The sequence below is a fragment of the Pseudoselenomonas ruminis genome (assembly GCF_008271295.1).
GTDB classification, from domain to species: Bacteria; Bacillota; Negativicutes; order Selenomonadales; family Selenomonadaceae; genus Selenomonas_A; species Selenomonas_A ruminis.
This window is the reverse complement of record NZ_VTOY01000026.1, coordinates 1-13,003: the sequence shown is the minus strand read 5'-3', so window position 1 is coordinate 13,003 and position 13,003 is coordinate 1. Positions and strand designations below refer to the sequence as shown.

At 41.9% G+C, this 13,003-nt stretch carries 12 protein-coding genes and 1 pseudogene; 7 read left to right on the top strand and 6 right to left on the bottom strand.

Annotated features, from left to right (window positions below):
- A partial coding sequence (locus FZ040_RS13610) for a DUF4885 family protein (RefSeq protein WP_149172509.1) occupies positions 1 to 311 on the top strand: 311 nt, incomplete at its 5' end.
- Positions 312 to 355: 44 nt separating this feature from the next.
- Here the strand turns inward: FZ040_RS13610 and FZ040_RS13605 are convergent.
- From FZ040_RS13605 to FZ040_RS13575, 6 genes are all read right to left on the bottom strand, one after another.
- Entirely contained in the window at positions 356 to 982 is a 627-nt protein-coding gene (locus FZ040_RS13605; protein ID WP_149172508.1) for a hypothetical protein, read from the bottom strand.
- Between the two features lie 386 nt (positions 983 to 1,368).
- On the bottom strand, positions 1,369 to 5,127 hold the full coding sequence (gene mobF, locus FZ040_RS13595) for a MobF family relaxase (RefSeq protein ID WP_304621458.1): 3,759 nt from the start codon (positions 5,125 to 5,127) through the stop codon (positions 1,369 to 1,371).
- A 474-nt stretch (positions 5,128 to 5,601) separates the two neighbouring features.
- On the bottom strand, positions 5,602 to 5,916 hold the full coding sequence (locus tag FZ040_RS13590) for a hypothetical protein (RefSeq protein ID WP_149172506.1): 315 nt from the start codon (positions 5,914 to 5,916) through the stop codon (positions 5,602 to 5,604).
- A gap of 75 nt (positions 5,917 to 5,991) precedes the next feature.
- Positions 5,992 to 7,218 carry a replication initiation protein gene (locus FZ040_RS13585; protein WP_149172505.1) on the bottom strand — a complete coding sequence of 409 codons (1,227 nt, stop codon included), beginning with the start codon at positions 7,216 to 7,218 and terminating at the stop codon, positions 5,992 to 5,994.
- Positions 7,219 to 7,638: 420 nt separating this feature from the next.
- On the bottom strand, positions 7,639 to 8,154 hold the full coding sequence (locus tag FZ040_RS13580) for a hypothetical protein (RefSeq protein WP_149172504.1): 516 nt from the start codon (positions 8,152 to 8,154) through the stop codon (positions 7,639 to 7,641).
- Positions 8,155 to 8,156: 2 nt separating this feature from the next.
- Complete coding sequence (locus FZ040_RS13575) at positions 8,157 to 8,945, bottom strand: ParA family protein (protein WP_149172503.1); 789 nt, start codon at positions 8,943 to 8,945, stop codon at positions 8,157 to 8,159.
- 267 nt (positions 8,946 to 9,212) lie between these two features.
- On the opposite strand from FZ040_RS13575, the gene FZ040_RS13570 reads away from it, so the two are divergent.
- The 6 genes and pseudogenes from FZ040_RS13570 to FZ040_RS14140 all read left to right on the top strand — a co-directional run.
- The gene (locus FZ040_RS13570) at positions 9,213 to 9,602 is read left to right on the top strand and encodes a hypothetical protein (RefSeq protein WP_149172502.1); all 390 of its coding nucleotides are present in this window, start codon (positions 9,213 to 9,215) and stop codon (positions 9,600 to 9,602) included.
- Positions 9,603 to 9,693: 91 nt separating this feature from the next.
- Positions 9,694 to 10,650, top strand: a complete 957-nt coding sequence (locus FZ040_RS13565) for an Rpn family recombination-promoting nuclease/putative transposase (protein ID WP_255448908.1) — start codon at positions 9,694 to 9,696, stop codon at positions 10,648 to 10,650.
- Between the two features lie 218 nt (positions 10,651 to 10,868).
- Complete coding sequence (locus FZ040_RS13560; protein WP_149172500.1) at positions 10,869 to 11,453, top strand: recombinase family protein; 585 nt, start codon at positions 10,869 to 10,871, stop codon at positions 11,451 to 11,453.
- A 90-nt stretch (positions 11,454 to 11,543) separates the two neighbouring features.
- Positions 11,544 to 11,813, top strand: coding sequence for a type II toxin-antitoxin system RelB/DinJ family antitoxin (locus tag FZ040_RS13555; protein ID WP_149172499.1), 270 nt, complete (start codon positions 11,544 to 11,546; stop codon positions 11,811 to 11,813).
- A 2-nt stretch (positions 11,814 to 11,815) separates the two neighbouring features.
- Positions 11,816 to 12,082, top strand: coding sequence for a Txe/YoeB family addiction module toxin (locus FZ040_RS13550; RefSeq protein WP_439653922.1), 267 nt, complete (start codon positions 11,816 to 11,818; stop codon positions 12,080 to 12,082).
- Between the two features lie 596 nt (positions 12,083 to 12,678).
- A pseudogene (locus FZ040_RS14140) lies at positions 12,679 to 13,003 on the top strand (IS4 family transposase); the annotation flags it as partial.

Sequence of the window (13,003 nt, the reverse complement as noted above, 5' to 3'; positions counted from 1 at the left end):
GGGAAATCGAAGGGGTGCTGCAAATTGCGGACAAGTATACCGCCAAGGAAGCCAAACTGATGAATGTGCCTGCCCTAAAGACGCTGTATCAGGCCGCCTATGAAATGAGCAATGTGGTAGCTGGCAATGTCGGTGTGGCAGGAGAAGTCGAGGCTTATCTGTATAAGCGTATAGAGAAAGGATGGGACCCCTGTTCCGACTTTACTGTCAGCGTCGAATATCGCAATGGCCATATCTATGACTTAGGACAGCAAGAACAGTACGGATGGGGAGAAACCGAATGGATAGAACGCGTCTATTGTTATAAATAATTTTTAGAAGTCTAAAAAGCAGGGACTCCATTTCCCTGCTTTTGTCATTGCGCCTTTTTATTACGCTGCTCCCAGATGTGCTTGTTCTGATTATCCCAAGCCTCATAAAACGCCTTCATATCCCACGGAGTAAATTTTGCTCCGTCTATGGTCTGGTTATACTGGATGACATCTACTCGGTTATGAAGATAGTTCAGCTCCTTATGAATATCGTTGATACCATATACCCACCGCATAATTCCACACGTTATCAAGATATACCAGAAAGCTATAAACAATGTCCTGACCGCTACTTCCAGCCAGTCCGGCTTCCCCGCCTCCCGGATTTTCTTTGATGCTACATTCCCGGCAACATCAAACTCCTGACATAATTTTGCAGCCTTGTCCCGGAGTGACGCAAAGACATTAGCTCCTTCCTGCTGGATGTCTTTTAGTTCCTCGGCAATAATATTCCTGACCTGCTCCTTGGTTAAGCTGTCTTGGCTGGAGGCGGAAACTGCCTGCAGGCCAATCATCAGGCGGTCACATTTATCCGACAGGTTCCCTATGGCGGCCGTTGTGCCCTGCAGGGCTTTGGTCAGTTCATTTATGCTGTTATTTATGCGCACAAGGTCGCCCCGCTGGGCTTCCTGCTCTTGTTTCATTGCTGCGACTTCTTCAATCATGCTCATGGCTTCTTATAATACCTCCATTTTTTCGTAGCTGTTGCACATACCTATACTATGGATATTGTCACCTTTCATGTCTTGGCCATATATCTTGCGGTATATATCCCGGCAGTAGCCTTGCAGTTTTCCGCTATCCTTGTACCAGACAGCATACTGACAAGACACACAGGGGATTGGATTTTCCTCTAATTGCAACGTTTCGGAGCCGCTGCAGGCCGTTATGCAGTGATCCGCTCTGCTGACCTTCCAGACAAGAACCGATAATAATCTGCATTTACATTCCACTGCTCCTGTACTTTGGAGATGCCAATGTGCGTGCATACAGTCTATACATACGCAGTTGGATGGCGGTTGTAAGTGTTTCGGTAATGTTTTTACAATTTCGTTTTTCATCGGCTTATTCCACCTCTGCTATTTTCTATTCCGATGCCTTTGGACAAGACGGTCAGGGCTGCGGCCTTGTAAGATAGTGCCTCCATTACTTTGCTTGCGGTAAATTCCATGGTCTTTTCGGCTGTTTTTTCCGGCAGGCCAAGGACGGCGTTGGCTTTTTCAAAGGCTGGGAGGCCGGGCACTTTGCATGACCTTGCCTTCTGCGGCGTAAGCAGGTGGTTACTGGTAGCCAGCTGTCCGGCAGCGAGTATTCTTGCTCCAGCCGGAAGGGCTTCCAGCTGCATCCTTGTAAGGAATGGATTTTGTGCTGCTTGGCGCAGGGTAGCAAAGTCATTTGCTAGTTGCTGCGCCATTTCTTTGCCGCTTGCAGGCAGTTCGCCCCACTTAGACGCGGGGAACAGGTATTCTTTGCCGTTCTTGTCTATGGCTACTGATTCATTATTAATTGTGGCTCGGTCAATTTCAAAGGGCAGCTTGTTTTTGCCCAGCTGTTCATAGGCGTTGAGCAGTTCTTTTTCCTCGTCCATGTTCTGCAGCAGTACAAATTCTGGTTCTGCATGGCTTCGTATATCCTCCAGCTGCAGCGGATGACCAAGGTATTTTTCCTGCTCTTTGATTTTTTCGATTTCTATCCCAGAAGGTTCCCGGATGCCTCGGATAAGGGCAGCCCGTTCTTCTTTTGTCCGGTATTCGCCTTTTTCCGTGGTGGGTGGCCTGAAACTGTCTGCCGTTACCTTGTTTGCCCACTCGTCTGCTGCTTTTTCCAGCCTTTGGCGATTGGTGGTAAAAATTACGCCTTCTGTCCTTGCCCGGCTGACGGCTACAAAGTGGGCGTTGCGGTTGCTCCTGTCCTCTATGGTGATTATGGTATCTACGGTTGCTCCCTGCAGTTTGTTGACGGTCTTGGCATAGGCATAGTCCCATGAAGGATTTTCCTTGAGATTGGCGGTTATGGTACCGTCTTTGGTCAGGATTTTTGCCCTGCCGTCCTTGTCTATGCTTTGTACAGTTCCTTCCATATTATTGTACAGTCCGGCTTTGCGGTCATTTTTGAGGCAGATAAGCCTGTCACCCTTGGCCACTTCGATTTTCTGAACCTTATAGGACTTGTTCCGCTTGCCGTCCGGGGTAGTTGGCTGTTGGCCATTGTCTACGGTAAAGGTGCACCCCTTTCGCGCAATGGTTCCGGCCTCCTGCATCCGCAGCCTTATCATGCGATTAATGCGCTGCCGCTGGGCGTTGGTTTCCACGCTCAGGGCGATGCTTTTGCCGTCTCCGGCGGTAACGCGCTTCATATATTCATCTACGGCTGCATTTTCCATTTCCTTGGGATTGCGGATTTCACGCAATCCACCATGCGCCTCGATGAAGTCCCGTTCGTGGCTTTTATTCAGGTTCCCGGCTTGTTTGCTGTCTACGGCGTAGGCATAGCGAATTTGCCCAGCCCGCAGTTTGTCTGTTGGAAGGGAGTATTGCTTGCCATCCTCGGCAATGCCAGTTATCTGCCCATTTTGAATGTGCGAAATTGTAAGGGTCTGATTGGTGCCGGGGTATTTATCTTTATGGCCACCGGTTTTGGCAGAAGATATGAGCACCTTGTCCCCTTCGGCTAGGTTCATCTGTTCCGGCTGTGGGGCTGGATTTGATTTGGTCGGCAGTTTTGGCTTTAGCGTAATGGTCTGCTCATTTTGCAGCTGCCCCTGCTCCCTCCGTTCCTGCCGGATGCGCCGGTTTAGTTCCTCAGCCATAAGGGGATTGTCGGCCTTGATGATTTTTTCTGGCTCCTGCTGCCATTGCCTCATTGTATTATCTAAGCTCCGCTGATGCAGAAGCTGAAAAGAACGGCTGACCGAATCATCATGGACGATGGATAGCACGGTTTCTTTGAGTTCCGCATCTTTTTGCCGGGTAATGTCCTCTAAATAACTGGAGGCCACAGGTGGAGTCCGGCCATCTTCCCGGTTGGCCATCTTTTCATAAGCACCACCGATGCCGATTGCTTGTATCTGGCGGTAGTCGCCGCTAAACAGCAGGGTTAGTGGGGCTTCTTCTGTGCTGACTTCCTTGGAGTAGTCAAACAGGGCTTTTATCTTGATATCGTCTACCATACCGGCCTCGTCTACCACCAGTACGGCAGGCCGGGTAAGTTTGGGAAGTCCCCGGAAATCATAGTTCCGCGCATGGGTGCCGTCAAAGTTCCACTTTTCGCCTCTTGCCGTGGCAGCTTCCTTTTCCTTCATTAAAAGCAGCCGGTCTATGGTGTCCGACTGGATGCCGCTATCCTGCTCAAGCTCTATGGCCGCTGCTTTCTGAAAAGCTGCTCCTTGAATATCCTGCTGCGTATACCCCAGCTCCAGCAGCGTGTCCTTGGCATATTTCATCACAAAGGTCTTGCCAGTGCCGGGCTTGCCGTTCAGGACATAGGCTCTGGACGATGAAGCAAGGAAATTTTTTACAAAGTCTGCCTGTTCCTCTTTGAGTATGACACCCGTTTGTTTTTGTACCCGTTCCATCGCTTTTTCGATTTGGAGGGAAGAAATTTTATGACCGGAACCTTTACAAGCAAGAATATGTTTATCTATCTCCTGCTGCAATTGAAGGTTATCTTTTGTCGTGAAATATTCCTTGGTACTGCCGGGGCTGTCTTGTCGCATACCTACATATATCAGTTCTTTGCGATTGGCGATAAGTTCTTTGCAATCCTCCCATGTCATACCATATAAGGAGCCATTATTTAATAACGCCACTTGCAGCTCATTCTTGGTAAAGGCAAAATCTTTATCCTGCAATTCGCTGATGGTTTGTAGAAATACAGTTTCCTTTTCCTGCGCGGTCATGGATAAGGCAGGTTGGTTATCTGCTAACGATACTTTTGCATGGTATTTTCTGCATATTTCCCTTGTGTTTTCTGCTATATCCTGAGTATTAGCGTGTTCGCTTTTTGCTGGCCGGATAGCGTTCCATGCTATCTGACAGTTTTGGGCTGTACCTTCCATTCCATGTTCGGATAAATACTGCTCAATATCTTTTCTTGCCCTGCTGTTTTCGGCAATAAGTTCATCTGAATAACCGGATAGTTCGTAGTCATTCTGACCTTCACGGAACGTGAAGCCAGATTCCATATTGTACTTTAATTCTAGGTTGCGACAAATTGCCCCTATGGTCTTTTGGTTCTCCATAAGATATTTAACATCTATGGAACAACGCTTGCCGCTGCTATCTATGGTTTCATTGGCTATATAGCAATGTGTATGTGTCTGAACGTCCTTATATCTGGATAGGCCATGTTCAAACCTTGCGTATATTGCCTCACCCGTAAATTCACGCGCATTTCCCTCTAATAGGCGCTTCTTGGATATGTTCTTACTGATAAATTCCTGCTCTACGATTTTAAGTGTTTCTTCTACTGCTCGCCTGTGGTTGTTTTGCAGGATTTCGGCTATCTCTGGCGGTTCGTTGATTATGGCTAGTGAGATTGACTTGGATGATGAAAAAGTAAGGTCTGCGCCTAATGTAGGTTCTTCGCCAGTACGCATAAGTGGCTTTAAGCGGCTATGTACATTGTTAATCATGGTTTCAAATGATTCGTGATGTACATTTCCTTCTAAGCCGATTTCCTTAGCTAGTTCTCCTCCCCATATATCGTTGCTGTTATTATTGGCATAGTATTCGTCCTTTACTGGCTTATCTTCTACATTAGAATAGTAGCTTGCAGCCATTTCTACAGACTTTACGGGAACGCATGAGCACAACATAATATCACTCTGCTCCTGTTGCTATCTTTATCTTTTCGGTATCAGATTTTATAGCGTTCATCAGGTGTATGAGTTCGTCCATCTTTTCTGATGATACACCTTCTTGCTTATGCTGGATGTTTTTGAAGTATTCCCCTAATATGTAGCGGATTACTCTGGAGGTACTTGTTTTATTGACATCTGCTACATTTTGGATTCTCTCATGCAGTTTAGCTGGGAGAAATATAGAGGTTCGGACGTTATCTCGTGGTATTCTGTTCATTTTTCCTCACTTTCTTATGTATGCAAAACTGCATACATGTAAAACCCGCTAATTATAAGGCTTTTCAAGGTGTATGCACTTTTACATACACGGTAATTCGGCATATACACACCCCTTAACCCTATTAAGGGTAAAGGGGTGTGTATGAAATTTATGTATTAGAAAAGGGAGGTTTTACCCTCCCCTGTATTATAGCAAGCAGATATTAGGTTTTAATTAGAATTACGTGCTTTTGTAACCTCTACGGCTTTACTGATGATGGCATCTTTCTGCTTCATGATAATAGAAATAACAATGTCTTCATCTGCCCCGGCTGCTTTAGCCTCTCTAAGCAGCTGTTTCCACTTAGAAGTAAGAATTTCTTCCCTAAGAGCAGCAATCTCCTCATTGCGCTTCTTGGCGATTGCATCTGCCTTCTTCTTTTTTGCTAAAGCCTCAGCCAGTTTTTCCTCTGGAGTTTTGCGACGGCGTTCTTTTTTAGGCTGTTGTTCAGTAGATACTGTTGTTTGATTCTGCATATAGTCCATTTACTATACCTCCATATATTTATCTCTTGATGTTTGCAATTTTACAACTTTATATAGGCTTTTGCAATATAAATGTTATGCTATTGTATTTCCATATAATTCTATGAACCTTGATACACTCATATTATGGTCTTCTAATCTGCTCCTTGTGGTAAAGTCCATCATTCTATCTTTGAGAGACTTCTTAATTAGTTTTACAATAGCTAATTCCATAGGATTGCTTAAATCAAAAGGAATTTCTGGGCGTTCTTCATTAACTCCAATTTCACCAGCAAACATCTTTAAGGCCACCTGTTCCCATTCCTGATTTTCTTGTATAGCTTGCATTTCACGCTCTATGGCTGCTTTTGCATCCATGTCTTGCTGTCTGTAGTTATCTTTAATAGCATTATACAAGAATCCTTGCAGATTATCCGGTTTTCTTGTCTCTGCTAATTGTAAAGCATGCTCCATACGAAGCTCAAATTCCTCATTGCTGCCACATATGGTAGTAAGCGTATTTATAGCCTGTTTAGATAGCCCGTATCTCTTCTTTTTTGCCGGTGGCATTTCTAGTTTTATATCTTCCTCTATAACATCGTCATTAGAAACTAAATTACTACAATCCATATAAAAAGAAAATGCAATAATTTTTCTTCCACTCTTTTCTGCTTCATAGCGGATTGAATACTGTGTATTATCATTTATCTCATTAGTTGCAATGTCTAGAACAAAGCGTTTGAAATCATTGACACGTGGATATTTATCTTCTTCAACATTTAACATAAAACGAAGTTCTTCTATGGGAATAGTTCTAGTTATTATGTTGTTACGTTTCATACCTTGATATTGAAGCATTAGCTCCAATAATCTCATAGCATATGCAGAACCTAAATAGAAAATTTGTTTCATGTTAATCTTAGTATACGGATAACCAGATTCAAATATTCCCAAAATAAAGTCACGCATCTCACTATTAAACTTTATCCTCAATCCCTTTCCTTTTTCGTAGCGTATCACTGAAAACAATGAATAATACGTAAACTTGCCTTCTTCATTTACACACACATTTCGTGAAGTAAGACTATCACACGCATCCTGCAAGCGTGATAAATATACACCATTCCCCATTATTTTCTTTAACTCATTTGGCAAGATGTGTGTTTCCTTAAATTCTGTATCATAGTACTTGTCATTAGCGGACAGGTGAGGATTTACATCCTGCAGTGCCAGCATAAAGAGTTTCATTTCTAAGGCCGTCATTGGCTTTCTGGCCTCCACCAATGGATTAGCCTGATATATGGTAGGTCGTCTCTCGTCCATTCATATCCCCCTTTTAAAGACGAGAGATTGTAACCTGCACCACCTAAAATGCATATTGCACGTATCATTTTAGGTTACAATCTCTCGTCTTTAGCCAAAATAATACCACTTTCACCATTTTTTAGCAACGAAAAGGTTACAATCTCTCGTCTTTAAGCTACAAAAACTCGTCTTTAGGTTACAATCTCTCGTCTTTAGGTTACAATCTCTCGTCTTTAACACCCCAAAAAGGTTACAATCTCTCGTCTTTAGGTTACAATCTCTCGTCTTTAGGTGCCATGAGGCCAGTAATGACGAGGCCTCTCGTTGCCGAAAGCATTTAAAGCATTTATGCTTAAAAGCAAGCAAAGCAAGGGAAAGTTATCTACACCATGTGGATAACCAAAATTTTGCTTGCTTGCTTTTTCTTAAAATTTATTTTCACATATTGAGAATATCCCTTTTGGGAGATTGCACTGCCAATTTACGCTTAATTTGTTCTAACTGGTCACTAATAGCACTCCATTTGCTAGTATACTGGTCTTCAATCATCTCACTTATACATTTTGTTACCGTCTGATGCTGCAAATCAGCCATTTTCTTCAGCATTTCATACTTATCCATGGTAAGTACTAGGTGAATATGTTTCTTGCCCTTCTGAGGGCTGTCAGAGCGTTTCATAGGTGGTATATCGTTTGGACTTTCCCCTTTTTCCTCACTAAGCCATTCTTTTGAAGATTTTTCATCTTCATGTACATTTTGTTCTTTTTGTATACTATGTACATCTTGTACAATATGTACATTTTGTTCATTATGTACATTTGTATTTGCTTTTTGAATCTCTAAATTTGCTTTCTTAGATGTTTGTGGCGCTAAAAAATTGTCTGCAGGGCTTAGAGATTTATCAATGGCAAAAGGATTTCGTTTTGTATCTATTTTCACCTGTTTTTTGGCCATTGTTATGCCTCCTTGGGAAAGAAAATTTCTTTTATCAAAGATTTATAGTCTTGAGCAACATTGGAATTACCAGCAGCCTTGAATATATTTTCACCAGATGCCTGAGTTTCTTTAATGGCTGTTCCTTCACGGATTTGTGTCTTAAATACTTCTGTGTTCATTTGTTTGGCTGCTGTAAGGAACATTTCATGAATTTCACGGGAAATTTTAGTACGAGCATTGAAACGTGTAAGTACTATGCCAGAGATTTTTAGGGATTTGTTGGCATGACCACGAGCTGACTGGATAGTGGAATAAAGTTGTGACACACCTTGTAAAGACAAAATATCTGCTTGAGCAGGAATAATTACAGAATCGGCTGCTACAATGGCCAAGGATGTTAAAGTTCCTAGTGCTGGAGGACAGTCAATGAATATGTAATCGTATTTTTTCCGGAGATTACCTTCGGTTATTTTCTCTGCCAGCTTGAAAGGTCTTCCTATGGGGTCTGTTAATACGCTGTCAATGGAGGCAAGGTACATAGAAGCTGGTGCGATGTCATAATCTTCCATGGTTTGAATAACATCTGGGAAAGTAGATTTATCAGATAGTAATTCTAACATTGTAACAGCATCTTTATTTACTGCATCCGTAACAGCATCACAGAGAACAGATAGATTAGACTGGGGGTCTAAGTCTATTAAAAGCACTTTTTTCCCTTGGGCATGTAGGCCAGCAGCTAAACAGTGACAAGTGGTGGTTTTTCCAACACCGCCTTTTTGATTGGCTATTGCATAGATTTTTGTTGACATTATGTACACCTCACTAGAAAAAAGATAATATGTTCATTTGCTTTATTATAATAGAAAAATGTACATTTTTCAATACTCTTTTAAAATGTACATTTTGTACAGTATGTATATTTTGTTCATTTTATACAAAATATACATACTGTACACTTTATATAAAATGAACATTAGTATAATATATTATAAATATAATTAAAATAAATAAAAAATATTGTAATTTAGTTTTTGAATATGGTATACTATTATCATAAAACAAAAGGATGTGATTATGTGAGAAAAGGTCATTATACGGCAGGAGATATTGAAGGATTGACGATAATCCCTGCGGATAAGAAAAATCATGTAGTCCAAACGGCTTATGGCAGAGTTGACGGTGTTCTCATTTTTAGTAATGGCTTTGATATAGAGATTGGTGAGCGAGAGGAAAAAATAATCTTTAATGGTTTGTTTGACCAATTTGAGGAGAAAATACCTGCAAAATATCAGATGGTAGCCGAGATAATCCGAAAAAAAGCTAATGGTAGAGGTGGTAAACGTTTTGGAGCTGGACGGCCAAAAACTCTTAGTGTATATGAGGAGAAAAAGACCAGGTCTTTCAAGCTAACCAATTATGAATACATGAAGGTCAAGGAATATATATTGCAACTTAGAAAAAAGTAAACCTAAATCAAAATAGATGATTAAAGTATAATGAATTTTTTTTAAGATAATACTATGGTATAATCATAGGTAGGAAATGAGGTGCCATAATTTGAGCGATAAAGACGCGGTTACAAAGGATTATATAAAGCAGCCAGTACAGTTTGCTGACTTATTCAATGGTTTCTGCTTTGACGGTGAGGAAATCATTCACCCGGAAGACCTTCAAGAAATGGATACGACAGGTATTGTTCTTCCGTATGGTTCAGACGGTGCAACATTGCCGGAACAGAAAACCAGAGATGTCTTGAAAAGCCTGCTCAAAACGGATGGCAAAGCTGCTTATTGTATCTTGGGCGTAGAAAATCAAAGTGAAATACATAATGCTATGGCTGTTCGTAATATGCTGTATGATGCTATAACACTGGCAGGACAGGTAGAAAAAACAGCTCGCTCATACCGCAAAGCACATGATTATGGTGCTAATCAAAGGGAATTTCTAAGTGGATTCCATTTGGGAGATAAGGTATTACCTGTTATCACCATAGTATTACATTGGGGGACTGATGTGTGGGATGCTCCGCTATCGTTGCACGATATGTATCCTGCTGATATGAATCCCAAAATATTGAAGTATGCTGCAGACTATAAAGTAAATTTGGTATCACCGGCAACAATGACTGATGAGCAGCTGGATATTTTCAGGTCTGACCTACGAGAAGTGCTGAAGTTCATCAAGCACTCGGATAATAAAGAGGCGTTAATGGACTTGGTGAATCGTAACCATAAGTATCAAAATTTGGATAAATTAGCAGCGCAGGCAATAAGTGTATGTACCAATGTGGACTTTAAGGTACCAGACGGAGAGGAGTTGGTTGATGTGTGCAAGGCAATTGAAGATATAAAAGATGAGGGCAGAGATGAAGGTCGTGTTGAAGGTCGCGAGGAGGAGCGTCATAATACAGCAGTTCGCATGATTAAGGCCGGAAAACTTAGTCTGGAGGAAATTGCAGAATATCTTGCGTTACCGCTGGCCAACGTAAAAGAGATAAAAAAATCATTGATATAAAAATGAGGAAAACACAATAAGACATATATGTTTAAGCAAAAGGCAGGGAAATAGCTCCCTGCCTTTTTATAATGATTGAAGTATACTTAATTCAAAGTATAATAATTTATATAATCCGATAGTCAAAACTTAAAAGTATTGACACTAACAGCAAGGAAGCATAAAATCAAGGCATAAAGATATGTCAAAACTTATATTCAAAACATGGAGGAAAAATCATGCGTTATGGATATGCCCGAGTTTCTACCCGTGGACAGGTAAAAGGGAACAGTCTTGCAGAACAAAGCCAGCAGCTTATGGATAGCGGCTGTGATGAAGTCATAGAGGAACAATACACCGGGACGACTACGGAACGGCCACAACTAGATGCTTTGTTGACACGCTTAAGTGCCGGAGATACGCTGATGGTCACTAAACTGGATAGGTTGGCCAGGTCTGCCATGGAAGGAGCCAATCTCATAAAGGATCTAACAGATAGAAAAGTCCGAGTAAATATCCTTAACATGGGCGAGGTGGATGAGCGTCCACAAGGCAGGCTCATGCTCCACATATTACTGGCCTTTGCAGAGTTTGAAAGGGATATGATTGTGGAACGGACACAAGCAGGGAAAGCCATTGCTAGAACCAAGGCGGGGTTTAGAGAGGGCAGGCCACCAATAGATAGAGCCAGGAAGGATGCTGCGGTCGATATGATTCTCAAGGGTGAGAAATCATATAAGGAGGCCGCTGCTGCGGTAGGTATAAGTAAAAGTACTTTGATAAGAGCCGTAAGAGCAAAGAAAGCTGAAATGGCTATATTATAAAGAAAAAAGCTATAATTTTTACGGAATTTTATTGCAAAATGCTTTATTATTGATATAATATGTATATAAGATAGAAAGAAGGTGTTTTGTATGGCACAGGCAGTAAGCGTAAATTTCAAGCTGGATTATGATGTAAAAAAAAGCATGGAGTTGGCTTGCGCGGATATGGGGCTGTCCATGAGCGCTGCTTTTACGATTTTCGCAAAAAAAGTAGGTCGTGAGAGAAGAATTCCCTTTGAAGTGTCTGCTGCTCCTGATCCGTTTTATGCTGATAGCAATATCCGTTATCTGGAGCGCAAGATGGAAGATTATAAGGCTGGTAAAATGAAGCTGGCAGAACATGAGCTGATAGAGGGATGACTGTGCGTATAACTAAGCTGGAATGGGATTTTGATGCGTGGGAAGACTACCTTTATTGGCAGAAACAGGACAAGAAGACATTGAAGCGTATCAATGCGCTCATCAAGGATATAAAACGGCATCCGTTTGAAGGTATTGGCATGGTAGAGCCACTAAAGGGAAATTTGTCTGGATTCTGGAGCAGACGGATTGATGATGCCAACAGACTGGTGTATGCAGTGGAAGGGGCAACCGTTATCATAATCGCATGTCGAAATCACTATGAGTAAAGAGTTTTTACTTGACATCGAGAGCATTAGCATGCTGACAAACAAACGATGGTGCTATGGTAAGCAAAAACCTATTGAGTAAGGAATATTTCCGCTCAATAGGTTTTTATGTTGAGGTGTTTTTATTTTACATAGTGAATACGCTTCTGATCAAAGCGGTCTTGTGGGGCAATGTCATTAAGTTAAGCCCCAATCACACAAAAAAACTCTCTTCATTTCTGAAGGGGGGGGTGTTGTCTATATGTCGTGGACACTCAAGTATCCCCCCTGCGATAAACTCCACTAAGATGCGGGCGCAAGCGTAAATCGTCGTGGTCTGCATAATTGTGAACTCGTTGACCTTGGCTCCGGCGGCAGATTTGCCAAAGACGAAAGGCCAGCCGCTGAAGTGGTAACTGTTTTGGGGCTTAATTTTTTCTAAATTTTTTCGATATATATAATGAGTATCTCAACTTTCCCACCACGAAAATAAAGCCAATCCCTTGAAAATACTGGCATCGCGTAGGATATAAAGCCTTTCTTGACAACAAAATAGCACCTGTTCTTGGTATAATGGAATCAGCTACAAAACCAAATACCAGAAAGGTGCTGACTACATGTTATACCAAAATTATTCTTTTGAACAGTCCCAAAATCAGATTTTCTCTGTCCTAAAGGAGCTGCAAATTGCTAAACTTCTTTACAAAGCCAATATACGCAAGGGCTGCGGCCTTTCTGCCTTTGAAATGTTTCAGCGCCTTGTTATGCTGGTTTTCCACGGGAAGAATCTGTTCCGTTCCTTGGAGTCAAAACATAACGACCATGCTGTTTCCAAGAATACCTATTACCGTTTCCTCAGCAACCCTTCCTTCCATTGGAGGAAGTTTCTCCTGCTCCTGGCCGTTCTGGTAACGTCTGCCCTGCGGAAGCTTACTTGCAAGA